The sequence below is a fragment of the Streptomyces sp. NPDC031340 genome (genome assembly GCF_055569945.1).
Window position 1 is genome coordinate 62,936 of sequence record NZ_JBVIIE010000016.1, and the last position, 24,149, is coordinate 87,084.

Sequence of the window (24,149 nt, forward strand, 5' to 3'; positions counted from 1 at the left end):
GTGGACAGCGCCCGCCGACGTAACGTTCCGTCGGCGGGCGCCTGGGGGTCGTAAACCGGTCAGCACGATGAAACGTCCGGTTCACGACGTGGATGGGCGGGCGGACGGGGCTCGGGGGCCGGTCCTATTCACGCCGGTGAACGATCGGGGGCGGTGTCCGGGGTCGGGGTCTGCGGGGGCAGCGGGGATCAGTGGGGGAGTGGGGGTCAGTGGATGATGCCGGTGCGCAGGGCCACGGCGACCATGCCGGCGCGGTCGCCGGTGCCGAGCTTGCGCGCGATGCGGGCGAGGTGGCTCTTGACGGTCAGTGCGGACAGGCCCATGGAGACGCCGATCGCCTTGTTCGACTGGCCCTCCGCAACCAGCCGCAGCACCTCGACCTCACGGCCGGACAGTTCGCGGTAGCCGCCCGGGTGGCTCGGGGCGCCCGGGTGGCGGCGGTGCAGACGGGCGGCGGCCGCGCCGATGGGAGCGGCGCCCGGCCGGGTGGGGAGCCCGACGTTGGTACGGGTGCCGGTGACGACGTAGCCCTTCACACCGCCCGCGAGGGCGTTGCGCACGGCGCCGATGTCGTCGGCGGCGGAGAGGGCGAGTCCGTTGGGCCAGCCCGCGGCGCGGGTCTCCGACAGGAGGGTGAGGCCGGAGCCGTCGGGCAGGTGGACGTCGGCGACACAGATGTCGCGGGGGTTGCCGATGCGGGGACGAGCCTCCGCGACGGACGAGGCCTCGATGACATCGCGCACACCGAGCGCCCACAGGTGGCGGGTGACGGTGGAGCGGACGCGCGGGTCGGCCACGACCACCATTGCGGTCGGCTTGTTCGGGCGGTAGGCGACCAGGCTTGCGGGCTGCTCGAGGAGAACGGACACCAGGCCTCCTGGGGGGTGGGACGGCTTTGTAGGTCAAAGTCGTCTTCGGCACCAAACCTCCGGGCCTTTAGAAAAAGATCACGATTTAGTGAGTAACAATCTGCGCAATTCGGACAGGCTGTCGATCGTTCGGTGAACGAATCGGTTCGTTCGAGGGGTCACCTATGACTGAAAGTGGCCGTATCGACAAAGAGATGGGCAAAAAGGTGGTCAGTGGGGGCCTGCCGTGGTCGGTGGGCAGGCTGTCGTGTCCGGCGGGGAGGCTGCCTCGGTCAGCGGGGGGACTGCGGGCCGCGGCGTTGCGGCAGCGTCACCACCGACGCGTCGCCCGGTCCGGCCGGCGGCAGCCCGGCTACCTGCGCCAGCAGATCGCACCAGGCGGCGAGGTGGCCGGCCGTGTCCGGGACGCCGCCCAGGCCCTCGCGCGGCGTCCAGGAGGCGCGGATCTCGATCTGCGAGGCGGCGGGACGCTCTGCCAGCCCGCCGAAGTAGTGGGAACTCGCCCGGGTGACCGTGCCGCTGGGCTCGCCGCAGGCCAGCCCACGCGCCTGCAGCGCGCCGGTCAGCCACGACCAGCACACCTCGGGCAGCAGCGGGTCGGCGGCCATCTCCGGCTCCAGCTCCGCGCGCACCAGCGTCACCAGCCGGAAGGCGCCCCGCCAGGCGTCGTGCCCCTCCGGCTCGTGCAGCAGCACCAGCCTGCCGTCGGCCAGGTCCTGGTCGCCGTCGACGACCGTGGCCTCCAGCGCGTACGCGAACGGCGCCAGCCGCTGCGGCGCGCGGGTCGGCTCCACCTCGATCTGGGGCCGCAGCCGGCTGCCGCGCAGCGCCTCGACCGCGGCCCGGAAGGCCGGCGGAGCCGTGATGCCCGCATGCCGGTCCGCATCCCCGGTGTCCTTCGCGTCGTCCATGTCGCCAGCGCCGTCCGACAGTCGTTCCTGAGCCGCAGCCATGCGGGAAGGTTAAAGGGAACCGGGGCTTCGCGCTGGCCTAGACACCCCGGGCCCACGCCGCCGGACCGGCCGTGCGGCGGCGCGGGTCGGGCGAAGGGCATCGGCCGGGTTGGGCGGAGGACGCCGGCCGGGTTGGGCGGAGGGCGCCGGTCGGGTTGGGCGGAGGGCGCCGGTCGGGTCGGCGGAGGGCGGCGGCCGGGTTGGGCGGAGGGCGGCGGCCGGCGTCGTGCGAGACTTTCCCCGTGAGTGCCAACGACACCCCCGCGGGCCGCCCGCAGCCGACCGCCACGTACGACTCCGCCTTCCTCAGGGCCTGCCGGCGCGAGCCCGTGCCGCACACGCCGGTGTGGTTCATGCGGCAGGCCGGGCGCTCCCTGCCGGAGTACCGCAAGGTCCGCCAGGGCATCGGGATGCTCGATTCCTGCATGCGGCCCGACCTGGTCACCGAGATCACGCTGCAGCCGGTGCGCCGGCACGGGGTGGACGCGGCGATCTACTTCAGCGACATCGTCGTGCCGCTGAAGGCCATCGGCCTCGACCTCGACATCAAGCCCGGCGTCGGCCCGGTCGTCGAGCAGCCGGTCCGCACCCGCGCCGACCTGGCGCGGCTGCGCGACCTGACCCCCGAGGACGTCTCCTACGTCACCGAGGCGATCGGCCTGCTGACCCGCGAGCTCGGCCCGACCCCGCTCATCGGTTTCGCCGGCGCCCCCTTCACCCTCGCGAGCTACCTCGTCGAGGGCGGCCCGTCCCGCACGTACGAGAACGCCAAGGCGATGATGTACGGCGACCCGGAGCTGTGGGCCGACCTGCTCGACCGCCTCGCGGACATCACGGCCGCCTTCCTGAAGGTGCAGATCGAGGCGGGCGCCTCCGCGGTCCAGCTCTTCGACTCCTGGGCCGGCGCGCTCGCCCCCGCCGACTACCGCCGCTCGGTGATGCCCGCCTCGGCCAAGGTCTTCGACGCCGTCGCCGGGTACGGCGTCCCGCGCATCCACTTCGGCGTCGGCACCGGCGAACTGCTGAAGCTGATGGGCGAGGCCGGCGCGGACGTCGTCGGCGTCGACTGGCGCGTCCCCCTCGACGAGGCCGCCCGGCGGGTCGGCCCCGGCAAGGCGCTCCAGGGCAACCTCGACCCGACGGTGCTGTTCGCCACCACGGAGGCCGTCGAGACGAAGACCCGCGAGGTGCTCGACGCCGCGGCCGGCCTGGAGGGCCACGTCTTCAACCTCGGCCACGGCGTCATGCCGTCCACCGACCCCGACGCACTCACCCGGCTCGTGGACTACGTCCACACGCACACCGTGCGCTGACTCACCAGGTGTGCCGGGGCCGCGCCTGCCTGCCGAACAGCAGGCCGCGCGGTTCCGGCGGCGGGGGAGTGCCCGGTTTCAGCGGCCAGGCGAGCAGCATGCCGACGACGAAGCCGACCACGTGCGCCGCGTACGCCACGGTGCCGGCGGCGGAGACGCCCTCGCCCGAGGAGTACACCGCCTGCAGACCGAACCAGAAGCCCAGCACCAGCCAGGCGGGCAGTCTGAGCGGCAGGAAGACCAGGAAGGGCACGAGCACCCACACCCTGGCCTTCGGATACAGCACCAGGTAGGCGCCCAGGACACCCGCGATGGCCCCCGAGGCGCCGATCAGCGGGTCGGTGGAGTCGGCGTTGAACAGCGCGAAGCCGTACGACGCCGCGTAGCCGCACACCAGGTAGAACAGCGTGAACCGGACGTGCCCCATGCGGTCCTCGACGTTGTTGCCGAAGATCGCCAGGAAGAGCATGTTGCCCAGCAGGTGCAGCCAGCTGCCGTGCAGGAACATCGCCGTCAGGACGGACAGCGGCGGCGACTTGTCGTAGCCCGGCGGGGCCACCACGCAGCCCGCGCCGTGCGCGCCCACCGCCACGTCACCGGTCGGCACCAGCCGCGGCATCTGATGGTGGATCAGCTCCCGCGGCACCGCCGCGTAGTGGTCCAGGAACGCCTGCAGGTGGCACAGCTGCGACAGGCTGCTGTCGCCCGCCACGGAACCGGCCAGGCCGGGCGTGTACAGGAAGACCAGGACGTTCGCGGCGACCAGCGTGTACGTCACCCACGGGGTGCGCCGCACCGGGTTCACGTCATGAACGGGGATGACCACAGGGAAGTACTGCCCCCGATCGGATCGGCGAATCTGTGAACGGCCGCACGCGCCCGTGCGTATGTCTCCTCAACCGCCCGCGGCGCGGGGAAGGCGGGTCGCGGGGACGACGTGAGGAACAGGCGATGAACGACCGAGTTACTCCTGCGATGCACGCCCTGCCCGACGGTGAGGCGGAGCTCGCCCTCGTGGTCCGTCTGCCCTGGGAGGACGTGGCCAGGCTGGGCCAGGAGGCCGGACGGCTGGCATCGCAGATGCAGCGGCCGGTGACGCTGGACGAGGCGGTGAGCCACCGGCTGCGGTCGGCGCGGCCGGCCGCGGCGCACGCGAAGCCGGCGGGGGAGCAGCAGCCGGCCGGTGCCATGCCCGCGAGCGCGTCCGTGTCGTCGCTGCCGTCGCGGGCGCCGGCCGAGCACGCGCGGCAGGCGATCGAGCGGATCAACGGATCGGCCTGAGCGTCGCCGCGGGACCCGCCCCCGGGGCGGGGGCGCGTCCCGCCCGCTCGTCACACCGTGCCCCTGCCACGACGGTGCTCCGGCACATCCGTGCTCAGCTACACCGTGCCCCGTTTCACCGCCGCCGTCGCCTTGCGGGCCGCCACCAGCACCGGGTCCCACACCGGGCTGAACGGCGGGGCGTAGCCGAGGTCCAGGGCCGTCATCCGCTCCACCGTCATGCCGGCGGTCAGGGCCACGGCCGCGACGTCGACCCGCTTGCCCGCGCCCTCCCGGCCGACGATCTGCACGCCGAGCAGGCGGCCCGTCCGCCGCTCGGCGAGCATCTTCACCGTCATGGGAGAGGCGCCGGGGTAGTAGCCCGCCCGGCTGGTCGACTCGACGGTGACCGTCTCGAACTGCAGGCCGACGCGGCGGGCGTCCTTCTCACGCAGCCCGGTGCGCGCGATCTCCAGGTCGCACACCTTGCTCACCGCAGTGCCGACCACGCCCGGGAAGGTGGCGTAACCGCCGCCGACGTTGGTGCCGATGACCTGGCCGTGCTTGTTGGCGTGGGTGCCCAGCGCGATGTGGCGCTCCTGGCCGGAGACCAGGTCCAGGACCTCGACGCAGTCCCCGCCGGCCCAGACGTTCTGCTGCCCGCGCACCCGCATCGCGAGGTCGGTGAGCAGGCCGCGGTGGGCGCCGAGGGGCAGCCCGGCGGCCTCGGCGAGCGCGGTCTCCGGGCGTACGCCGATGCCGAGGACGACCACGTCCGCCGGGAACTCGGCGTCCTCGGTCGCCACCGCCCGCACCCGCCCGTCCTCGCCCGTGAGCACCTTGGTGACCTCGGCGTCGTTGACCATGGTGATGCCCAGGCCCTCCATGGCCGTGTGCACCAGGCGGCCCATGTCGGGGTCGAGCGTGGACATCGGCTCGCTGCCGCGGTTGACGACCGTCACCTCGTAGCCACGGTTGATCATCGCCTCGGCCATCTCGACGCCGATGTAGCCCGCCCCGACCACCACGGCGCGCCGCCCGCGCGTGCGGGCCAGCGTGTCCAGCAGGGCCTGCCCGTCGTCCAGCGTCTGCACCCCGTGCACGCCGGGGGCGTCGACGCCCGGCAGGTCCGGGCGGACCGGCCGCGCCCCGGTGGCGATCACCAGCTTGTCGTACGACGTCCAGGACTCCGCCCCGGAATCGACGTCACGCGCGCGGACCCGCCCCCGGGCGACGTCGATCTCCGTGACCTCCGTCCGCATCCGCAGGTCGATGTCCCGCGCGCGGTGCTCCTCGGGCGTGCGCGCGATCAGCCGGTCCCGGTCGGGCACGTCGCCGCCCACCCAGTACGGGATGCCGCACGCCGAGAAGGAGGTGAAGTGGCCCCGCTCGAACGCCACGATCTCCAGCTCGCCGGGGCCCCTCAGCCGGCGGGCCTGCGACGCCGCGGACATCCCCGCGGCGTCCCCGCCGATCACGACCAGTCGCTCCCTCGCACCGCTCATCGTCATGCGAACACGCTACGGCCACCCCCGACTTCAGTGGCGCTCGCCACCCTCCTCGGGCACCGGCCGGGCCGCCGGAAGGTGGCCCGAGGCGCCCGCCATCGGCGCGTTCGGCATCGTGGCGCCCGGCATCGGGGCACCCGGCGCCGGCGCGGTGGCCGTCCGCCGCGGCAGGCGGGGGCGCACCAGCCGCCGCCAGACGAGCACCAGCAGGACCGCCACGGCCGCGAACGGCAGCACCGCCCCGAACGCCACCGCCAGCCAGCGCAGCATCGTCACGAAGGCGTCCCAGCCGCCCGCGAGGGCGTCCACGAAGCCCGGGTCGTCGTCGTCCTTCGCGGCCTTCTTCACCGGCGTCTCGGACAGCGACAGGGTGATGGTGGCCAGGCTCGTGCGGTCCTTCAGGGACGCCTGCTGCGCCAGCAGCGCCTCCAGGTCGGCCTCGCGGCCGCTCAGTTCGCCCTCCAGCGTGACGACGTCGCTCAGCTTGGTGGCCTGGTCCATCAGTTCGCGGACCCGGGCGACGCTGGCGCGCTGCGACTTGATGCGGCTGTCCACGTCGACGACCTGGTCGGTGACGTCCTCGGCCTTCGCGGTGCGGTCCAGGAGCTTGCCCGCGCCCTGCAGATCGGTGAGGACGCCGTCGTACTTCTCCACCGGCACCCGCAGCACCACGCGCGTGTGCTCGTGGCCCTCCTCGTCGCGGGTGGTGTTCTCCTCGCCGACGTAGCCGCCCGCGTTCTCGGTGGTGACGCGGGCCTGGTCGAGTGCCTTCGGCACGTCCTTGACCTGAACGGTCAGCGAGGCGGTGCGGATGATGCTGCTCGCCGTGAGGCGGGGCGTGCCGGACGTCTTGCCGCCGCCCGCGGCGCCGCCGGGGGCGCCCTCCTTGGCGTCGCTCTGCGCACCCGCCTGCGCCTGGCTCTGCGCGCCGGCCTTGTTGTTGTCGCTGCCGCCGCCCGCGTCGCTGCTGCTGTCGTTCGCGCTGCTGCACCCCGTCAGCGCGAGGGCCGCGGCGAGCAGGATCCCGGCCAGGGCCGGAGCGGGTCGTACGGAACGCTGTGTGCGCATGTGGGCATCCCCCCGTGGGTCTGTGACCAATTACGTCTCTACGACGCGGCAGGCGGCCCGGGCGTTTGGCGCGGGTGGTTCCGATGCGGTCACGGTCACGACTCGACAGGGCCACAAGGCCCTGGCGTGAGTGCCGGTGGCGTCTGAGAGGGTGGAGCCATGAGCGGATCACGCACGGGCACGGGCCGGGTCGTCGTCGTCGGAGCGGGCATCGCGGGACTGGCCGCGGCACACCGGCTGCTGGAGCGCGGGGCGCGCGTGACCGTCCTGGAGGCGTCGGAGAGGACCGGCGGCAAGCTGCTCGCCGGTGAGATCGCGGGCGTCCGCGTCGACCTCGGCGCCGAGTCGATGCTGGCCCGCCGCCCCGAGGCGGTCGCTCTCGCCCGCGAGGTGGGCCTCGCCGACCGTCTCCAGCCGCCCGCCACCGCGACCGCCTCCATCTGGACCCGCGGCGCCCTGCGCCCCATGCCCAAGGGGCATGTGATGGGCGTCCCCGGCACCGCCGCGGCCCTGTCGGGCCTGCTCTCCGAGGAGGGCGTCGCCCGCATCGAGCGCGACGCCGACCTGCCCCGCACCGAGATCGGCGACGACGTGGCGGTGGGGGAGTACGTGGCGGCCCGGGTCGGCCGCGAGGTCGTCGACCGTCTCGTCGAGCCCCTCCTCGGCGGCGTGTACGCCGGTGACGCCTACCGCATCTCGATGCGTTCGGCGGTCCCGCAGCTCTACCGGGCCGCCCTGACGCACACCTCGCTGACCGAGGCGGTCCGCGAGATCCAGGCCGGCGCCGCGGCCGGCCCGCAGACCGGCCCGGTGTTCCTGGGCATCGCCGGCGGCGTCGGCACGCTGCCCCAGGCGGTCGCCGAGTCCGTCACCGCGCGCGGCGGCGAGATCCTCACCGGGCACCCGGCGACCCGGCTGCGCCGGGAGGCCGGCGGCTGGCGGGTCACCGCGGGCGACCGCGTCCTGGACGCCGACGCCGTGGTCCTCGCCGTCCCCGCGCCCGCCGCCGCGGACCTGCTGGCGGCCGAGTCCCCCGCGGCCGCCGCCGAACTGCGCACCGTCGAGTACGCCTCCATGGCCCTGGTCACCCTCGCCTACCGCCGCGCCGACGTCTCCCTCCCCGCCGGCAGCGGCTTCCTCGTGCCGCCCGTCGACGGCCGCACCATCAAGGCGTCCACGTTCGCCTCCCAGAAGTGGGGCTGGCTGGCCGAGTCGGCACCGGACGTGGTGGTGGTGCGCACCTCCGTCGGACGCCACGGCGAGACGGAGATCCTCCAGCACGAGGACGCCCACCTCGTCGACGTCTCCCGGCGCGACCTGAAGGCGGCCACCGGCCTCGACGCCACCCCCCTGCAGACCCGGGTCACCCGCTGGACCGACGGTCTGCCCCAGTACCCGGTCGGCCACCACGCGCGCGTGGCCCGCATCCGCGAGCATGTCGCCAAGCTGCCCGGCCTCGTCGTCTGCGGCGCGCAGTACGACGGCGTCGGCATCCCGGCCTGCATCGCGAGCGCCCACGCGGCCGTGGACCAACTGGACGGAGACCTCGGTGGTGTGCAACGGCTCACCGCCGACCCGGTGCAGAGTCTGCACGGAGGAGCAGGAGAATAAGGGACATGAGTGACGACGCCCCCACCACCGAGTCCGGCAGGATCCCGAACAAGGGCAAGCTGGCCAAGGACCTCAACGAGGTCATCCGCTACACGCTCTGGTCGGTCTTCAGGCTGAAGGACGTCCTGCCCGAGGACCGCGCGGGCTACGCCGACGAGGTACAGGAGCTGTTCGACCAGCTCGCCGCGAAGGACGTGACGATCCGCGGCACGTACGACCTGTCCGGGCTGCGCGCCGACGCCGACGTCATGATCTGGTGGCACGCGGAGACCAGCGACGAGCTGCAGGAGGCGTACAACCTCTTCCGGCGCACCAAGCTGGGCCGCGCCCTGGAGCCGGTGTGGTCGAACATGGCGCTGCACCGCCCCGCCGAGTTCAACCGCTCGCACATCCCGGCGTTCCTCGCCGACGAGACGCCGCGGAACTACGTCAGCGTCTACCCGTTCGTGCGCTCCTACGACTGGTACCTGCTGGCCGACGAGGACCGCCGCCGCATGCTCGCCGACCACGGCAAGATGGCCCGCGGTTTCCCGGACGTGCGCGCCAACACGGTCGCCTCCTTCTCGCTCGGCGACTACGAGTGGATCCTCGCCTTCGAGGCCGACGAACTGCACCGCATCGTCGACCTCATGCGCCACCTGCGCGGCTCCGAGGCCCGGATGCACGTCCGTGAGGAGATCCCGTTCTTCACCGGCCGCCGCAAGTCCGTCGCCGACCTGGTCGCCGGGCTGGCCTGACCGGCCCGGGCCGGAGTGGCCGAGGGGGGGGGGGGGGGGGGGGGGGGGGCGGGCCCCCCCCCCCCCCCCCCCCCCCCCCCCCCCCTCGGCTCCGCCTTCCGCTCCGCTGACTGCGACTGCGACTGCGACTGCGCCCGCGCCTGCCCTTGCCTCTGACCCTGCGTCTGCGGCTCCGGCTCCCGGTGCGGCGCGCAGGCCGCCCGCCGCACCGGCAGCCGCCCGTCCAGCAGGTACGCCTCCAGGTAGCCGTTGACGCAGCGGTTCGCGCCGCCCGCCACGCCGTGCGTGCCGGCGTCCCGCTCCGTCACCAGCACCGACCCCGACAGGCGTCGGCGCAGTTCCAGGGCGCCCTCGTAGGGGGCGGCGGCGTCCCGCTCGGCCGCCAGGATCAGCGTCGGCGGCAGCTCGCCGGGGCCGGTCCGCACGTCGAGCGGCCGCTGACGCGGCACCGGCCAGTACGCGCACGGCAGGTTCGTCCACGCGTTGCCCCAGGTCTCGAACGGCGCCACGCGCGCGAGCCGCGTGTTGTCCCGGTCCCAGACCCGGAAGTCCGTCGGCCAGGGCGCGTCGTTGCACTCGACGGCCGTGTAGACGGCGCTCGCGTTCTCCGCCTCGGCCGCCGTCTCCCGGGCCGGCGCGGCCTGCTCGATCAGCGGCTTCGGGTTGCCCTTGAGGTACTGCGACAGCGCCTCGGCGCGCAGCGGCCAGAAGTCGTCGTAGTAGCCGGCCGTCAGGAACGCGCCGCGCAACTGCCCCGGCCCCACCGCGCCGCCCGCCGGTTCGGCCGCGAGCCGCGCGCTCGCCCGGTCGTAGCTGCGCTGCACCGCGTCGGCCGTCGCACCCAGCCCGTACACGGCGTCGTGCCGGGCCATCCACTCCCGGAAGTCCGCCCAGCGGTCCTCGAACGCGGCCGACTGGGCGAGGTTGTTGCGGTACCAGATCTGCTCGGGGTCCGGGTTCACCGCCGCGTCGAACACCATCCGCCGCACGTGCGAGGGGAACAGCGTCGCGTACAGCGCCCCGAAGTAGGTGCCGTACGACGACCCCACGAACGTCAGCCGCCGCTCGCCCAGCGCGGCGCGCAGGACGTCCAGGTCACGGGCGTTGTCGAGGGAGGTGTAGTGCCGCAGCGCGCTGCCCGCCCGCCGGGCGCAGCCCCGCGCGTACGCCTTGGCCTCGGCGACGCGCTCCCGCTTGTACGGTTCCGAGGGGTGGGTGGGCGCCTGCGAGGGCCCCTTGAAGAACGTCTTCGGGTCCTGGCAGGACAGGGGGGCGCTGCGGCCCACCCCGCGCGGGGAGTAGCCGACCAGGTCGTAGGCCGCCGCGATGCGCTTCCACTCCGGCATCAGGCCCATCAGCGGGAAGTACCGCCCGTCGGCGCCCGGTCCGCCCGGGTTGAAGACCAGGGCGCCCTGGCGGGGCACCGGGCGCCCTGTGTCGCGCGGGTCCTTGCGCGTGGCCCGCACCCGGCTGACGGTCAGCCGGATCCGCCGGCCGTCGGGGCGGGCGTAGTCGAGCGGTACGGACACCGTGCCGCACTGCAGGCTGCCCGGCGTGTCCTGGCCGTCCGCGCAGGTGCCCCAGCGGATGCCGGCGGCCGCGGCACGCGCGGCGGCGACCGCCGTGCCGCGCACCTCGTCCGGAGTCCCGGGCGCGCCGTCGGCCGGGGCCGCGGCCAGGGTGCTCAGGAGCAAGGATCCGGCGGCCGTGTAGAGGGCGGGAGCTCTCATCGGTGTCCCTTCGGTGCGCGGCTGCGACAAAAGGGATGTTTCGTTCGCGTGCCGGGGAAGGCAAGCACCGTTCCGCCGGTGTCGCCGCCGATGCCCCCGTGCGCCCCCGGCGGGAGTCAGTCCCGGCGGGGCTGGTCGCGGTGCGCGAAGGCGGCGCGCAGGTCCGGTTCGCCGGCGGCCCGGACGCCGCGCACGGCGACCGAGGTGAGGAACGTGCAGTCGTCGGCGCCGGTCGCCCGCCGGGTCAGGGCGCCCAGCAGCCGCTGCCCGGCGGGGGAGGCCCAGCGCGAGCACGGGTGGACCTCGAGCCGGGCGATGGCCAGGCAGCTCAGGGTCAGTGTCAGCGGCAGCGCGAACCACAGGGCGACCAGATGGCCGGGTATGCCTTCCTGAACGGGCGTCAGCAGCGCGGCTGCGCAGAGGGCGGACACGGCGACCGCGGCGAGGCGCACCCGGTGGACGCCCGCCGCGACACTGCCCCGGCCGCCGTCCGGCTCGGCGAGGCCGGCCCGGACCAGCCGGTCGGCGATGCGGCCCACCTCGTCCGACGCGGCGACGGCCGCCCGGGCCGGGGCGATCCGGCTCTGCCCCTCCGGGCCGACGGCGTCGATGACCGCGCGTTCCAGGTCGTCCCGCCCGTGCGGCTCGACGACCGTCACCCAGCCGGTGTGGGCGAGCAGCAGCCGTCGTCGGCGTGCCATGGCGACCATGGCCACGTCGGCCACCCGGCTCCGCCCGCCGGAGAGGAACGCGGCCTCGTACAGCGTCAGTTCGTGTCCCCGGGCGTCCAGTACGGCGTCGGTGTCCACGGCCGCGGCGCGCGCCGCCGCCAGGCACAGCCGCGCGCACGCCGTGCCGGCCACGGCCCAGGCCGACAGGAGCAGAAGAACCCAGAACATGCAGCGTTTCTATGCCAAAGGCCGCACCGGACGCCATGCCCTGTTCATCATCCGGACGCGGAGTCGCGGATATGTGACGTTCCGCTTGAGGTGTGGCAGGACGAGGCGTGGCGTGGCTACGCGCTCGGCGGGGGCGGGCTGGAGGCGGCCGGCGGGAGCGGGTAGTCCGTCGAGGCCGACGGCGTGACGGGTACGGCCGGGACGGGATCGGAGACGGGACCGGGCGGGGCCGGGGACGGGGTGAGCGGCGGGGTGCTGTTCGCGGCCAGGTCGCGGGCCAGGGCGTCCCAGTCGACGTACCCGGTGGCCTCGAGGACCTTGATGTGGTCCAGCACCACCGTGTTGGCGTCGTCGGCGAGCGCCCGCACCAGCGAGTTGCCGGTTCCGGCGCGCACCTGTGCGACCAGCGAGAAGACCTTGCCGTGCGCCAGCCGCAGGATGTTGGCGAACTGCCGGTCGAATTCGGTTCCCTGCGCCGCGTCCAGGGTGGCCAGCCAGCCCTTCTGCTGGGCGTTGGGCTCGTCGGGCAGCCGCAGTCCCAGCCGGCCCGCCACCTCGCGGACCCGCCGGTCGAGGAAGGTGTGCCCCTCGACGAGGTGCCGCCCCGCCGTCCGTACGGCCTCGGTGGTGCCCTTCTGCTGGGCCTGCTGCCCGGCGGGCAGCTCCCACAGGCCGGCGAGGCGGACCTTGGTGACGAACTCGCGGTCGGCGGCGGACAGCGGGCCGTACGCCGTCGACATGGTCTGGGCGTTCAGCACGTCGACGCCGGTCCCGGACCGGTCGGCGTAGGACCAGATCGGGAAGATCAGCGCCGCGAGGGTCGCCGCCAGGCCCGTGATGATGATCCCGGTGCCGCTGACGATGCCTCTGCCTGCTCCTGTGCCTCTGTACCTGCCTCTGCCTCTGACCGGCGGCCGCGGTCGCATGGTGCCTCCTGCTTGCCCCACCGCAGCTGGTGCGCTCCGGATGCGGATCGGCATAGTACTGCGGAGGCCGTATCACCTTCCGTACCGGGTCAGATGATCGCCAACGGGGGTGAATGCGGTACGGAAGGCCGGTTCAGCGGTGCGGCAGCACCCTGCGCGCCGCCCGGGCGATCCGCACGGCCGGCCGCCGGGACCGCGGCGCGGGTCCCGACCGGTCCTGCCACCACTGCCGCAACTCCCGCCGGGCGGGCGCGGTTTCGGCACCGCCGGTGAGCAGCAGGTGCGCGGCGAAGTCCAGCGCGTCACGCCGGTACCCGCCGGTCATCGGATGTTCCTGGGCGTAGGCGAGGAAGGCGGCACGGTAGCGATCGCCGAGGATCGCGGGCAGTTCGGGCGCGACCTTGCCCACGACGTCCGCCCGCTTCCCGGCCAGCGCCCGCGCCTGCACGCCCAGCCGCACCCGGTCGAACCCCTCCGGCGCGGGTGTCCCGGCGACGAGCGCGGACAGCAGAGCCGCCTGCGCCAGCCCGACCCGCTGCCGCACACCCGGGCCGACCGCCGCCGCATCCGGCTCATTGCCCGGCGGTACGGCTCCGGTGGTCGTCGTCGCCTCCGTCTCGTTGACCGGCGGTACGGCTCGCGTGGGCGCCGCCTTCGCCTCGTTGCCCGGCAGTCCGCTTCCGGGAGTCGCCTCCGCCCTGCCCCTCTCCACGGCCCCGCGGATCGCCGTCAGCTCCGCCTCCAGCGCCGCCGGTTCGGGGAAGTTGTCATCCCGCTCCAGCAGGACCCCGGGCGGGGAGACGCGTGAGGCGAGGTCGGTCAGGATGTCGAGGACCGGCTCCGGCACCGGGTGGGCGTGGCTGTCGTGCCAGACGCCGTCCCGTTCGAAGCCGCCCGCGACATGGACGTACGCGATGGCCTCCAGGGGGAGTTCGGCGAGCGCCTCGGCCGGGTCCTCGCCCCGGTTGACGTGGTTGGTGTGCAGGTTGGCCACGTCGATCAGCAGCCGGACGCCGGTGCGGTCGGCGAGCTCGTACAGGAACTGGCCCTCCGTCATCTCCTCGCCGGGCCAGGCGATCAGCGCGGCGATGTTCTCGACGGCGAGCGGCACCGGCAGCGCCTGCTGCGCTATCCGGACGTTCTCGCACAGCACGTCCAGGGCGTCCCGGGTGCGCGGCACGGGCAGCAGGTGCCCGGCCTCCAGCAGCGGGGACGCGGTCAGCGCCCCGCCCGCCCGCACGAACGCGATGTGCTCGGTGACCAGCGGCGACCCCAGCGCCTCGGCCCGCTCCGCGAGCGCGGCCAGCCGGCCCTCGTCGGGGCGGTCGGCGCCACCGAGGCCGAGCGAGACGCCGTGCGGGACCACCGTCACCCCGCGGGCCCGCAGCCGTCGCAGGGACTCGGGGAGGTGGCCGGGGCAGACGTTCTCGGCCACGGTCTCGACCCAGTCGATGCCCGGCATGCGCTCCACCGCGTCGGCGATCTCCGGCCGCCACCCGATGCCCGTCCCCAGTCGCCGCATGGTCCCCCTCCTCGGCTTCCTCCCCGACCGCACGCCGGCCGCCCGGCGCGCGGTGTGACGGGGGTATGGCCCCGGCGACCGGAACCCAACCCCGCCCCCGGCACCTTCAGAGCAACATTTGAGGTTCGGCCCGGCTCTCGCCGGTCAGGCGGCTCGGCGCAGCGCCGGATGGTCGGCGACCACCGTGCAGGAGCCCGGCGCGATCTCCGTGAACCCGGCGTCGCGCACCAACGGCATTCCGCTCGCGGTCAGTTCGTCCCACCGGCCGGGATCGGCGGTGCGCACGGCGAGCGGGAACCCGGCGTCCCGCCAGGCGGCCCGTTCCTGGTCCGACAGCTCCCACCAGGCCAGTTGGGCGCCGTGCCCGGCCTGCGCCATCGCCTTCCCGGCGGACATGCCGAGGCCGGGGTTCAGCCACAGCACGGGCCCGGACGGGTCCGCCGCCGCGGGCGGCTCCGGGTCGTCGAGGTCGGTGCCGGACACCTGGAGCCGGGCCAGGTCCTTCGGCCACCCGTCGAGCGGCACCGGCGGGAACACCCGCACCTGCGCCGACCCGCCCGTCACGGTGATCCCGGCCAGCGCCTCGGCGCGCCGCCACTCGGCGCCGCGGGCCCGCCGCACCACCTTGCGGATCCGGGCGTCCTGCCAGTCCCGCACGGCCTGCGCCCACTCGCCGTCGCCGACGGAGCGCGCGTCGCTCAGCATGACCAGCACGGCGCGGGCGGCGGTCTCCAGCGCGTCGGTGCGGGCGGGCGGCGCCGTCTTCTCGATCCGGACGACGAGGGGCAGCACGAACTGCGGAGCCTCGTCCCGCGCGGTGCGCTCGGCACGGAAGGGACTCTCGCTCGGGGGTATGGAATCAACGCTCACACCGGCCCACCCTAAGGGGGCCGCGGTCACCCGGAGCAGGCGGTGCGCTGCGCCTCCTGCCACTCGCAGACGGGGCAGAGCGTGATCCCCTTGTACGACCGCGGGTACTCGGTGGGCTCCCGGCACAGCACGCACTCGGCGTAGGGCGGGCCGTCGGCCTTCGGCGGCCGGGCCGCGTCGATCAGGCAGTAGTCGTCGTCGCTCATGCGTCCAGCGTAGGCCGGTCAGCGGCGGGCGGCGGCGGCCCGGATCAGCTCGGACACCTTCACCAACCGGTAGCCCCTGCGGCGCAGTTCGGGCACGATCGTGCGCACCGCCCGCTCCGTCGCCGGGGCCGCGCTGCGGGTGCAGTGCATGACCACGACCGACCCCGGCCGCACGCCGTCCAGCACCTGCCGGGCCACCGCGTCGGCGTCCGTGGCGAACGCGTCCCCGCTCACCACGTCCCACTGCACGGCGGTGACGCCGGCCGGGGCCAGCTCCTTCAGGGCCCGCTGGTCGTGACACCCGCCGGGGAAACGGAAGTACGGCATCGGGTTCGCCACCCCGGCCTCGCGGAACGCGGCGTACGCCCGCTCCACGTCCGCCCGCATCCGGTCCGGGGACACGGTCGGCAGGCCGTAGCAGTCGCCGGTGAAGGCGTAGTGGCTGTAGGAGTGGTTGGCGACCTCGAACAGCGGGTCCCGCGAGATGCCGCGCGCCTGGACCGGGTACTGCTCGGCCCACCGCCCCGTCATGAACACGGTCGCCGGCACCTTCAGGGCCCGCAGGGTCGCGATCAGCTCCGGGTTGTCGAAGTGCTCCCCGCGGGCCGCCCGTGCCCCCTGGTCGGCGGTCATGTCGGCGTCGAAGGTGAGCGCCACGGTCCGGTCCGGTGTCCTGGGACCGTGGGTGAAGACGGGCGTGAGACCGGCCGGGCCGGGGGCGAGGGTGGGCGGCCGCGCGGGCGCCACGGTGTGCGGCCGCGCGGGTGCCACGGTGTGCCGCGCGGGGGACGGACGGGCGGTCGGCCGGGCGGCCGGGGGCGTCTGGGCCGTGCCGCAGGCGGTGAGGGCGGCGGCGAGCGCGCCGAGGACGGCCAGGCGTCGTACGGGAACGATCATCGTACGAAGATATGACCGCAAGTGCGGGCGCATCGGTCGCGGGGCCTTCGGTCCCCCAGGCGTCACCCGCCCGGCGTCACCCGGCCCTCGTCCATGCGGTCTGCGTCACCCGCTTCGCGTTCCGCTCACAGGTCCCGCCGCTCCAGCGGCCGTGTCGCCGGGCCCTCGATCACCTTGCCGTCCGTGTCGAAGCGGGAGCCGTGGCAGGGGCACTCCCAGGCGCGTTCGGCGGCGTTGAAGGACACCACGCAGCCGAGGTGGGTGCAGCGCGGGGACAGGGCGTGCAGGCGGCCGTCGTCGTCGCGGTAGACGGCGAGACGGTCGCCGTCGACCCGTACGACGGCGCCCTCGCCCGGCGGCAGGACGTCCACCGGCGGTGCGGGCCGCAGCCGGTCGCCGACGAAGTGGAGGGCCACCTCGGCCTGCGTCCTCAGGAACGACGGCGCCTCGCGCACCGCCGTCAGCAGCCGGCGCGGATCGTACAGCCCGCTCCACTCGCACGGTGTGCCGGTGATCAGCGCGGTCAGCAGCAGGCCCGCCATGATGCCGCCGCTCATTCCCCAGCCGCCGAAGCCGGTGGCCACGTAGGTGTGCCGGGCGCCCGCGTGCAGCGGGCCGGCCATGGCCACCGTGTCGGTGGGGTCGATGTCCTGGGTGGCCCAGGAGTGGGTGAGGGAGACGTCGGGGAAGTGCTCGGTCGCCCAGGAGGCGAGCCGGTCGAAGCGGGCGGGGGTGTCGCCGGTGCCCGGCGTGAAGTGCTCCCCGGTGACGATCAGGAGGCGCTCCTCCCCGTCGCCGAGCGGCGCCGTGCGCACCGAGCGCGTGCCCTCGTCCGGGGTGATGTACATGCCGTCGGGGTCCTGATCGGCGGGCAGCGGCCCGGCGACGACCAGTTCGCGGCGCGGGGAGAGCCGGGCGAACAGCAGCGCCCGGTCGAACACCGGGTAATGCGTGGCGACCACCACGTCCCCGGCGGTCACCGTGGCACCCGTCCCGGTGGACAGCCGGCACGGGGAACCCTCGTCCAGACCGTGCACGGTGGTGTGCTCGTACACCCGGCCGCCGTGGGCGATCAGGTCGTCGGTGAGGGCCAGCAGGTACTTGCGCGGATGGAACTGCGCCTGGCCGGTCACCCGCACCGCCCCCGCGACCGGGAACGGCAGCCCGGTCTGCGTGGTGAACGACGCCGGCAGCCCGGCCTCCCGGGCGGCCCGCGCCTCCGCCCGCAACTCGTCCACCCGGCCATCGTCGCGGACGTACGTGTACGCGTCGCGCGTCTCCCACTCGCAGTCGACGCCCAGCTCGTCCACGACCGCGGCGGCGTGCTCGATCGCCTCGCTCTGCGACCGCGCGTACAGCCGGGCGCCCTCCGGGCCGCGGGTGCGCCGCAGCCGGTCGTAGACGAGCGTGTGCAGCGCCGTGAGCTTGGCGGTGGTGTGCCCGGTGACGCCCGCCGCCACCCGGTCCGCCTCCAGCACCGCGACGCTCCTGCCCGCCCGCGCCAGCTCCCGGGCCGTGGACAGCCCGGCCATGCCGGCGCCGATCACGGCCACGTCCACGCCGATGTCCTCCCGAAGGGGCGGGTGGGCGCGGCCGGGAGCGGTCTGAAGCCAGTACGAGCCGCTGACCTGCCGGTTGTCGTTCATGGCCGCCGGGTACCCAGCCACCGCCGGTTCAGTGACCGAGGCTGCGGCGCTGCCCGGAACGCCAGTCGCGCGGCCCGGACGCCGCTACCCGCCCCAGGGCCCGGTCACCGCGAAGGTCGTGCCGGGGGTGTAGCAGTTGACGTACATCGTCCGGCCGTCCGGGGAGAAGGTGACCCCGGCGAACTCGCCCCACTCCGGGGACTCGGGCGTGCCGATGTTCTGCCGGCCGCGGGCCATCGGGTACACCTCGCCCTGCCGGGTGACCCCGAAGACGTACTGGGCGCCGTTGCCGTCCTCGCAGACCATCAGGCCGCCGCCGGGGGCCAGGCAGATGTTGTCGGGGGACTCGCCCGGCAGCTGCACGTCGGTGTCCGGACCGAAGACGATCACCAGGGTCAGCCGGCGTGCCCCGGGGTCGTAGCGCCAGATCTGCCCGTAGTGGTCGGCGGCCGAGCCGTCGGCGCTGCGCGCGAACGACGACACGAAGTACACGCACCGCCCGCCCCAGTAGCAGCCCTCCAGCTTCTGCGCGTGCGTGACGCCCCGCGGGCCGAAGTCCTGCAGCCGCACCGGCGTCCGCGCGGCCAGCGGATCCGGTACGTCGACCCACTCGATGCCGTCGAAGGAGGTGCCCGTCTCCTGGACGGGGGAGAGGTCGGGCACGCCGGGCACGCGCATCGCCTGAAGCCTGCCGCCCGCGCGCAGCGAGCCGGCCCCGCCGAGGGGCCGGTGCGGCAGAAAGCGGTAGAAGAGGCCGAAGGGTCGGAGGAAAGCGTCCTCGGTCTCGTACACGGTGCCGTTGCGCGGGTCGATCGCGACCGCCTCGTGCTGGAAGCGGCCCAGCGCGGTCAGCGGCACGGCGCCGGTGCGGCGCGGGTCGGCCGGATCGACCTCGAAGACGAAGCCGTGGTCCTTGGTGTAGCCGTTGGTGCCCGCCCTGTCCTCGGTCTCCTCGCAGGTCAGCCAGGTACCCCAGGGGCTCGGCCCACCGGCGCAGTTGACGGCGGTGCCGGCGACGGCGACGCGCTCGTCGAGCACCCTGCCGTGGGCATCCAGGGTCAGGGCCGTGCAGCCGCCCTTGCCCGCCGGGTCGTAGGTGAGGCCCTCGACGGCCGGCACGGGGTGGGTCGCGGTGGGGCGGTTCTCGTGGTTGCGGACCAGGTGGACGCGCCCGTGTCCGCCCGGCAGGGCGGCCATGCCGTCGTGGTGGGAGGGGACGGCGCCCTCGCCGGACCGGAGCGGGTCGCCCTCACGGGAGAGCACCCGGTAGCTGAATCCTTTCGGCAGGTCGAGCAGGCCGTTCGGGTCGGGGACCAGGGGGCCGTGGCCGCCGTGGCCGAGGCCCTGGGCGGCGGCGGTGCCGGCGAACAGTTCCGAGAGGGCCCCGGAAAACGCGATACCCGCGCCTAAGGCACCGGTGCGGGCGAGGATCTGACGTCGTGTCGCGGACATGCGGCAGCAACCTTCCTGCTGGCGGACAGGAACTGTGACCCCGCTGTGTCTATCACCCGGCGCGCGGCCCGGGAACCACGCGCGGAGCACGTGTCACGGCTCGAGCGGGCGCTGCTCCCGGGCCTTCTCCAGGAACCGCAGCAGCTCCACCGGGAAGGGGAGGACGAGCGTCGAGTTCTTCTCGGCGGCCACCGCGACCACCGTCTGCAGCAGCCGCAGCTGGAGCGCGGCGGGCTGCTCGGACATCTGCTTGGCGGCCTCGGCCAGCTTCTTGGACGCCTGCAGTTCCGCGTCCGCGTTGATGATCCGCGCCCGGCGTTCCCGGTCGGCCTCGGCCTGGCGGGCCATGGAGCGCTTCATCGTGTCCGGCAGCGACACGTCCTTGATCTCCACCCGGTCGATCTGCACGCCCCAGCCCACGGCCGGGCTGTCGATCATCAGCTCCAGGCCCTGGTTGAGCTTCTCCCGGTTGGACAGCAGGTCGTCCAGCTCGCTCTTGCCGATGATGGACCTGAGCGAGGTCTGCGCCATCTGGGAGACGGCGAACTTGTAGTCCTCGACGTTGATCAGCGCCGCCGCCGCGTCGACGACCTTGAAGTAGACGACCGCGTCGACGCGCACGGTCACGTTGTCCCGGGTGATGCCCTCCTGGGCCGGGATCGGCAGCGTGACGATCTGCATGTTGACCTTGCTCAGCCGGTCGACGAACGGGACGATCAGCGTGAAACCGGGCGGCCGTGCGGAGCCGGCCAGCCGCCCCAGCCGGAACACCACCCCGCGTTCGTACTGTTTGACCACCCGCGCCGCCGCGGCGAGGTAGACGACACCGGCGGAACCCACCACGGCAACCGCCGTCACCAGCTCTGGGAGCATGACGACCTCCTCCGTCAGAGGTCTCGTATGGCTGCTCCTGCCACGATAGGCCCGTGTCCGCTCCGGGGCCACGGACGGCCCCGGACCGGCGGCGATCCGGGCAGCGGGGCCGGGCGGCGGAGACGTGGCGGCCGGGGCGACGGCCGTGGCGGCCGTGGCGGCCGTGGCGGCCGTGGCGGCCGTGGCGGCCGTGGCGGCCGTGGCGGCCGTGGCGGCCGTGGCGGCCGTGGCGGCGGGGCCGTGGTGGCCTGGTCGCTGGTGCTCTGACCGGAAACGATCAACGGGTTCCGTCCTGATCCGGGCGTCGCGGAGAACTCTCATGCGGTCGTGTCATGTGTCTGTGTGCATGCGTCGCGGTGGAGATCAATAGCCTGTCGTCCGCCGTGCTCCGGCCGGGTTGACGTTGCGGACGTTCCAGGTCAACGAGTCACCACGTCGCTTCTGTGAGCGGTGTCAATGCTTCGCGAAAATTGACCCCCGCAGAGTCCGGGAACATCGACCCCGGTCTGCCAGGGCGGCCTTGCGGGAACCGCTCGGGATAGGGTTCAGCCGTGAGTCTTGAGCAACTTCGCGGCCAGTTCTACTGGTTGACGTCGGTCGTCCTTCGGACCGATCTTCAACCGAGCGAGGCTGTCATCGAGCTGAACTCGGAAAGCGCCGGTGCGACGCTGCGCCTTGAGGGCATCGTGCATGCCCGCGCCTGCCTTGCTGGCCCGGACTGCGACTTCGTGGACGAGGTCATTGTGCAGGAACTGCCCCAGCACGGCCCCTGGCCGGCCGAGGCCCACCACCTTGTGCACCATCACGACAACCGCCGTGCACTGCAGTGGTTGACCATCATCGGTCCGAGTGAGGTGGAAATTCTCGCTGAAAGGTTCAGCGAGGACTAGCTGTTCAGTCCCGTCCGGCACGGTCACGGCACCCGGTTGCCGCCAGTCGACGCCAGCATCATCGTGCGCCGATGGCGCACCGAGCTGGTGCTGCCCCGGCGCACGATCTGCTGCAGCTGGTGCCCCGCCTGGTCAGTCAACCTGCGCACACGGACAGGCTCAGCCACCACACCCCCAGTGGTCGGATCGGACGTCACGCACATCCAACCGCCGGAACCACCACCCCGGCCGACCTTCCCGGTCAGAGCACTAGCGGGTCTCGACCAGGCTCTTGCCGTCCCGGGCCAGCGCGGTGAGCCGGGAGATCGCCCGGAAGTACTTCTTGCGGTAGCCGCCGTTCAGCATCTCCTCGCTGAACAGCCGGTCGAAGGGCAGCCCCGAGGCCACGACGGGGACCTCGCGGTCGTAGAGCCGGTCGGCCAGCACGACGAGCCGCAGCGCCGTCGACTGGTCGGGCACCGGCCGCACGTCGGTGAGGCAGACCGCCTTCAGGCCGTCGGTCAGGGCGCCGTACCGGCTGGGGTGGACCTTGGCGAGGTGGTCCAGCAGGTGCGGGAAGTCGTCCAGCGAGGCGCCCTCGGTGGCGTACGCCGTCTTCGTCACCTGCTCCTCGGAGTACGGCTCCGGCGCCTGCGGCAGACCGCGGTGGCGGTAGTCCTCGCCGTCGATGCGCAGGGTGCGGAAGTGGGCGGACAGGCCCTGGATCTCACGCAGGAAGTCGGCCGCCGCGAACCGGCCCTCGCCGAGCTTGCCCGGCAGCGTGTTGGAGGTGGCGGCCAGGGCGACGCCCGCGTCGACGAGCTTGCCGAGCAGCGTCGAGACCAGGACGGTGTCGCCCGGGTCGTCCAGCTCGAACTCGTCGATGCACAGCAGACGGTGACCGGACAGCGTCTGCACCGTCTGCTGGAAGCCCAGCGCCCCGACCAGGTTCGTCAGCTCCACGAACGTGCCGAACGCCTTCAGGGCGGGCTCGGCCGGGGTGGCGTGCCAGAGGGAGGCCAGCAGGTGGGTCTTGCCCACGCCGTAGCCGCCGTCGAGGTAGACGCCGCGGGGGCCGGCCGGGGACTTGGGGGCCTTGGCCCGGCCGAGGCCGAAGAACCCGCGTCGGCCGCCGCCGAGCGCGTGCGCCCCGCCGAGCCCGCCCGCGAAGCCCTCGAGGACGCGGACGGCCTCGGTCTGGCTGGGCTGGTCCGGGTCCGGGAGGTAGGTGCCGAAACGGACCCCGTCGAAACGCGGCGGCGGCACCATCTCGGCGACCAGCCGGTCGGCGGGGACGTGCGGCTCACGGGCGCACAGGGACAGCGGAGCCGTTTCGGCCATGGGACTCAGACCAGGGGCGGCGGGGAAGGAGGACACGATTACCCATGCTAAGGGCCGTGCCACACTGCACGGCATGCGACGCCTGTTCCCTGTGACCGACCAGACAGTGGCGCGAGCCCCCGGTGAGAAGGGCGCGGCCGACGGTGCCGGTGTCCCGGGCGACCCGGGCGAGCGCGAGCGGATCCTCGAACGCGGGCGGACCCTCGACCGCGAGCGGACCCTCGACCGCGAGTGGAGCCTCGACGAACTCGCCGACGCCTACGCCCATCCCGAGCCGACGGCCGGCGGACAGCGGGTGCCCTGGCTGCGTGCCAACATGGTGTCCACGCTCGACGGGGCCGCCCAGCACGACGGCCGCTCGCAGCCCATCTCCTGCGCGGCCGACATGCGCGTCTTCGGCACGCTGCGGGCGCTGGCGGACGTGGTGGTGGTCGGCGCGGAAACGGTACGCCGGGAGGGTTACCGCCCGGCACGCGCGCGGGCGGAGTTCGCCCGGCGGCGCGAGGCGGCCGGGCAGCGGCCGGTGCCGGCCATAGCGGTGGTCAGCGCGAGCCTGGAGCTGGACTTCTCGCTCCCGCTGTTCACCTCGCCACTGGTGCCCACCCTGATCCTCACCGGCGCCGCGGCCGACCCCGGCCGCCGGATCGCCGCCGAGCGGGCGGGCGCCCAGGTGGTGATCGCCGGCGACGGCGTCGGCGTGGATCCCGTACGGGCCGTCGCCGCCCTCGGCGAACTCGGCCACACCCGGCTCCTGACCGAGGGCGGGCCGCGGCTGCTGGGCCAGATGGTCGCCTCCGGCGTGCTCGACGAGCTGTGCCTGACGATGTCCCCGATGCTCACCGCCGGCGACGCGCAGCGCATCGCGGGCGGGCCGTCGGTCGCGGTGCCGCGACGGTTCTCGCTGGTGTCCCTGCTGGAAGAGGAGGGGTTCCTCTTCGGCCGTTACGCCCGGGCGTGACAATCGTTGCGTGCCGCCCGCGGGCCGCGACGGACGGGGGGCTGCCGTTCCGGCCGGCTCCGGGCGGGCACACTGAAGATCGCAGCCCCGTGGGATCACGGGGCAGGATGGTTTCCGCAGAAGGGGCGCCCGGTGTTCACAAGCGTACTGATGATCGAGAAAGCACTGACGTCCGCGGACGTGGAGTTCGTGACCTCGCTGCACGGGGACGAGCCCGTCTCCTTCCACGTGCTGCTCCAGCCCCGCGGCGACCAGGCGGACCGCCTGCTGCGGGCCATCGACGATGTCGCCCTCGGCGAGCTCGACGAGGCCGCCCGGGAGGGCGAGACCCCCGAGGGCGAGGAGGCGAAGGGGTTCGGTGAGCGCGCGCTGGAGGTGTCGCTGCAGGCGCTGCACGCGGCCGGGTGCGAGGCGGAGGGCAGACTCGTCGAGGACCACCCGCTGGACGCGCTGAAGTCCCTGGTCGAGGAGATCGGCGCCGACGAGGTGATCGTCCTGACCGACCCCCACTACGTGGAGGAGTTCTTCCACCGCGACTGGGCGTCGCGGGCCCGCCACAAGGTGGGAGTACCGGTGCTGAAGCTGTTCTCACACAGCAAGGCGTAGCCCCTGCGGGGTGCGCGGGGCCGCGCGCGGCCCGG

Annotated in this window: 22 protein-coding genes and 2 pseudogenes; 7 read left to right on the forward strand and 17 right to left on the reverse strand. The window is 73.9% G+C overall.

Annotated features, from left to right (window positions below; all coding sequences use genetic code 11):
- Window positions 1–206 precede the first annotated feature (206 nt).
- Entirely contained in the window at window positions 207–869 is a 663-nt protein-coding gene (locus ACZ5GT_RS14880) for a response regulator transcription factor (RefSeq protein WP_324786662.1), read from the reverse strand.
- A 272-nt stretch (window positions 870–1,141) separates the two neighbouring features.
- Window positions 1,142–1,822, reverse strand: coding sequence for a DUF3000 domain-containing protein (locus tag ACZ5GT_RS14885; protein WP_469021683.1), 681 nt, complete (start codon window positions 1,820–1,822; stop codon window positions 1,142–1,144).
- A gap of 242 nt (window positions 1,823–2,064) precedes the next feature.
- Between ACZ5GT_RS14885 and hemE the strand changes: the two genes are divergently transcribed.
- Entirely contained in the window at window positions 2,065–3,135 is a 1,071-nt protein-coding gene (gene hemE / locus ACZ5GT_RS14890) for a uroporphyrinogen decarboxylase (RefSeq protein WP_469021688.1), read from the forward strand.
- A gap of 1 nt (window position 3,136) precedes the next feature.
- On the opposite strand, the gene ACZ5GT_RS14895 is transcribed toward hemE, so the two are convergent.
- Window positions 3,137–3,961, reverse strand: a complete 825-nt coding sequence (locus ACZ5GT_RS14895; RefSeq protein ID WP_469021693.1) for a rhomboid family intramembrane serine protease — start codon at window positions 3,959–3,961, stop codon at window positions 3,137–3,139.
- A gap of 125 nt (window positions 3,962–4,086) precedes the next feature.
- Here ACZ5GT_RS14895 and ACZ5GT_RS14900 point away from each other — a divergent pair, with 125 nt between their 5' ends.
- The gene (locus ACZ5GT_RS14900) at window positions 4,087–4,416 is read left to right on the forward strand and encodes a hypothetical protein (RefSeq protein ID WP_469021696.1); all 330 of its coding nucleotides are present in this window, start codon (window positions 4,087–4,089) and stop codon (window positions 4,414–4,416) included.
- A gap of 98 nt (window positions 4,417–4,514) precedes the next feature.
- Here ACZ5GT_RS14900 and ACZ5GT_RS14905 read toward each other — a convergent pair whose 3' ends face one another.
- Complete coding sequence (locus ACZ5GT_RS14905) at window positions 4,515–5,906, reverse strand: FAD-dependent oxidoreductase (protein WP_469021699.1); 1,392 nt, start codon at window positions 5,904–5,906, stop codon at window positions 4,515–4,517.
- A 27-nt stretch (window positions 5,907–5,933) separates the two neighbouring features.
- Complete coding sequence (locus ACZ5GT_RS14910; protein ID WP_469021702.1) at window positions 5,934–6,971, reverse strand: DUF4349 domain-containing protein; 1,038 nt, start codon at window positions 6,969–6,971, stop codon at window positions 5,934–5,936.
- A 159-nt stretch (window positions 6,972–7,130) separates the two neighbouring features.
- On the opposite strand from ACZ5GT_RS14910, the gene hemG reads away from it, so the two are divergent.
- Window positions 7,131–8,582: a protoporphyrinogen oxidase gene (hemG, locus tag ACZ5GT_RS14915; protein WP_469021704.1), complete on the forward strand. Its 1,452-nt coding sequence runs from the start codon at window positions 7,131–7,133 to the stop codon at window positions 8,580–8,582.
- A gap of 5 nt (window positions 8,583–8,587) precedes the next feature.
- Window positions 8,588–9,319 carry a hydrogen peroxide-dependent heme synthase gene (gene hemQ, locus ACZ5GT_RS14920; protein WP_469021707.1) on the forward strand — a complete coding sequence of 244 codons (732 nt, stop codon included), beginning with the start codon at window positions 8,588–8,590 and terminating at the stop codon, window positions 9,317–9,319.
- 164 nt (window positions 9,320–9,483) lie between these two features.
- On the opposite strand, the pseudogene ACZ5GT_RS14925 reads toward hemQ, so the two are convergent.
- The 10 genes and pseudogenes from ACZ5GT_RS14925 to ACZ5GT_RS14970 form a co-directional block, all read right to left on the reverse strand.
- Window positions 9,484–11,049 (reverse strand): annotated as a pseudogene (locus ACZ5GT_RS14925) (alpha/beta hydrolase); the annotation flags it as partial.
- 116 nt (window positions 11,050–11,165) lie between these two features.
- The gene (locus ACZ5GT_RS14930; protein ID WP_469021710.1) at window positions 11,166–11,948 is read right to left on the reverse strand and encodes a TIGR04222 domain-containing membrane protein; all 783 of its coding nucleotides are present in this window, start codon (window positions 11,946–11,948) and stop codon (window positions 11,166–11,168) included.
- 116 nt (window positions 11,949–12,064) lie between these two features.
- Window positions 12,065–12,874: a DUF4142 domain-containing protein gene (locus ACZ5GT_RS14935; protein WP_469021716.1), complete on the reverse strand. Its 810-nt coding sequence runs from the start codon at window positions 12,872–12,874 to the stop codon at window positions 12,065–12,067.
- 133 nt (window positions 12,875–13,007) lie between these two features.
- Entirely contained in the window at window positions 13,008–14,396 is a 1,389-nt protein-coding gene (locus tag ACZ5GT_RS14940) for an MbnB/TglH/ChrH family RiPP precursor modification enzyme (protein ID WP_469021721.1), read from the reverse strand.
- Window positions 14,397–14,540: 144 nt separating this feature from the next.
- The gene (locus ACZ5GT_RS14945; protein ID WP_469021725.1) at window positions 14,541–15,266 is read right to left on the reverse strand and encodes an aminoacyl-tRNA hydrolase; all 726 of its coding nucleotides are present in this window, start codon (window positions 15,264–15,266) and stop codon (window positions 14,541–14,543) included.
- Window positions 15,267–15,292: 26 nt separating this feature from the next.
- A complete protein-coding gene (locus ACZ5GT_RS14950; protein WP_469021728.1) occupies window positions 15,293–15,472 on the reverse strand; it encodes a hypothetical protein in 180 nt (59 codons plus the stop codon).
- 18 nt (window positions 15,473–15,490) lie between these two features.
- Window positions 15,491–16,369: a polysaccharide deacetylase family protein gene (locus tag ACZ5GT_RS14955; RefSeq protein WP_469021734.1), complete on the reverse strand. Its 879-nt coding sequence runs from the start codon at window positions 16,367–16,369 to the stop codon at window positions 15,491–15,493.
- A gap of 125 nt (window positions 16,370–16,494) precedes the next feature.
- Complete coding sequence (locus ACZ5GT_RS14960; RefSeq protein ID WP_469021738.1) at window positions 16,495–18,015, reverse strand: FAD-dependent oxidoreductase; 1,521 nt, start codon at window positions 18,013–18,015, stop codon at window positions 16,495–16,497.
- A gap of 84 nt (window positions 18,016–18,099) precedes the next feature.
- Window positions 18,100–19,467 (reverse strand): alkaline phosphatase PhoX, encoded by a 1,368-nt coding sequence (locus tag ACZ5GT_RS14965; RefSeq protein WP_469021745.1) that lies wholly within the window; start codon window positions 19,465–19,467, stop codon window positions 18,100–18,102.
- A gap of 93 nt (window positions 19,468–19,560) precedes the next feature.
- On the reverse strand, window positions 19,561–20,340 hold the full coding sequence (locus tag ACZ5GT_RS14970) for a slipin family protein (protein WP_469021749.1): 780 nt from the start codon (window positions 20,338–20,340) through the stop codon (window positions 19,561–19,563).
- Window positions 20,341–20,891: 551 nt separating this feature from the next.
- Here ACZ5GT_RS14970 and ACZ5GT_RS14975 point away from each other — a divergent pair.
- Window positions 20,892–21,230: a hypothetical protein gene (locus tag ACZ5GT_RS14975; RefSeq protein ID WP_469021756.1), complete on the forward strand. Its 339-nt coding sequence runs from the start codon at window positions 20,892–20,894 to the stop codon at window positions 21,228–21,230.
- A gap of 26 nt (window positions 21,231–21,256) precedes the next feature.
- Here the strand turns inward: ACZ5GT_RS14975 and ACZ5GT_RS14980 are convergent.
- Both ACZ5GT_RS14980 and zapE read right to left on the reverse strand, forming a co-directional pair.
- Window positions 21,257–21,397 (reverse strand): annotated as a pseudogene (locus ACZ5GT_RS14980) (IS630 family transposase); the annotation flags it as partial.
- Window positions 21,398–21,479: 82 nt separating this feature from the next.
- Window positions 21,480–22,586 (reverse strand): cell division protein ZapE, encoded by a 1,107-nt coding sequence (gene zapE / locus ACZ5GT_RS14985; RefSeq protein ID WP_469021760.1) that lies wholly within the window; start codon window positions 22,584–22,586, stop codon window positions 21,480–21,482.
- Window positions 22,587–22,623: 37 nt separating this feature from the next.
- Between zapE and ACZ5GT_RS14990 the strand changes: the two genes are divergently transcribed.
- Together ACZ5GT_RS14990 and ACZ5GT_RS14995 are read left to right on the forward strand one after the other, a co-directional pair.
- The gene (locus ACZ5GT_RS14990; RefSeq protein WP_469021765.1) at window positions 22,624–23,508 is read left to right on the forward strand and encodes a pyrimidine reductase family protein; all 885 of its coding nucleotides are present in this window, start codon (window positions 22,624–22,626) and stop codon (window positions 23,506–23,508) included.
- A 132-nt stretch (window positions 23,509–23,640) separates the two neighbouring features.
- Window positions 23,641–24,114, forward strand: a complete 474-nt coding sequence (locus tag ACZ5GT_RS14995) for an indole-3-glycerol phosphate synthase (RefSeq protein WP_324786702.1) — start codon at window positions 23,641–23,643, stop codon at window positions 24,112–24,114.
- Window positions 24,115–24,149 lie beyond the last annotated feature (35 nt).

Excerpts from the sequence above, each read along its gene's own strand:
- ACZ5GT_RS14930 (WP_469021710.1), bottom strand. The coding sequence starts at position 11,948 with ATGTTCTGGGTTCTTCTGCTCCTGTCGGCCTGGGCCGTGGCCGGCACG.
- ACZ5GT_RS14935 (WP_469021716.1), bottom strand. The coding sequence starts at position 12,874 with ATGCGACCGCGGCCGCCGGTCAGAGGCAGAGGCAGGTACAGAGGCACA.
- ACZ5GT_RS14905 (WP_469021699.1), bottom strand. The coding sequence starts at position 5,906 with ATGACGATGAGCGGTGCGAGGGAGCGACTGGTCGTGATCGGCGGGGAC.
- ACZ5GT_RS14910 (WP_469021702.1), bottom strand. The coding sequence starts at position 6,971 with ATGCGCACACAGCGTTCCGTACGACCCGCTCCGGCCCTGGCCGGGATC.
- ACZ5GT_RS14990 (WP_469021765.1), top strand. The coding sequence starts at position 22,624 with ATGCGACGCCTGTTCCCTGTGACCGACCAGACAGTGGCGCGAGCCCCC.
- ACZ5GT_RS14960 (WP_469021738.1), bottom strand. The coding sequence starts at position 18,015 with ATGAACGACAACCGGCAGGTCAGCGGCTCGTACTGGCTTCAGACCGCT.
- hemQ (WP_469021707.1), top strand. The coding sequence starts at position 8,588 with ATGAGTGACGACGCCCCCACCACCGAGTCCGGCAGGATCCCGAACAAG.
- ACZ5GT_RS14940 (WP_469021721.1), bottom strand. The coding sequence starts at position 14,396 with ATGCGGCGACTGGGGACGGGCATCGGGTGGCGGCCGGAGATCGCCGAC.
- ACZ5GT_RS14900 (WP_469021696.1), top strand. The coding sequence starts at position 4,087 with ATGAACGACCGAGTTACTCCTGCGATGCACGCCCTGCCCGACGGTGAG.
- ACZ5GT_RS14950 (WP_469021728.1), bottom strand. The coding sequence starts at position 15,472 with ATGAGCGACGACGACTACTGCCTGATCGACGCGGCCCGGCCGCCGAAG.
- ACZ5GT_RS14970 (WP_469021749.1), bottom strand. The coding sequence starts at position 20,340 with ATGCTCCCAGAGCTGGTGACGGCGGTTGCCGTGGTGGGTTCCGCCGGT.
- ACZ5GT_RS14885 (WP_469021683.1), bottom strand. The coding sequence starts at position 1,822 with ATGGCTGCGGCTCAGGAACGACTGTCGGACGGCGCTGGCGACATGGAC.
- ACZ5GT_RS14955 (WP_469021734.1), bottom strand. The coding sequence starts at position 16,369 with ATGATCGTTCCCGTACGACGCCTGGCCGTCCTCGGCGCGCTCGCCGCC.
- hemG (WP_469021704.1), top strand. The coding sequence starts at position 7,131 with ATGAGCGGATCACGCACGGGCACGGGCCGGGTCGTCGTCGTCGGAGCG.
- ACZ5GT_RS14965 (WP_469021745.1), bottom strand. The coding sequence starts at position 19,467 with ATGTCCGCGACACGACGTCAGATCCTCGCCCGCACCGGTGCCTTAGGC.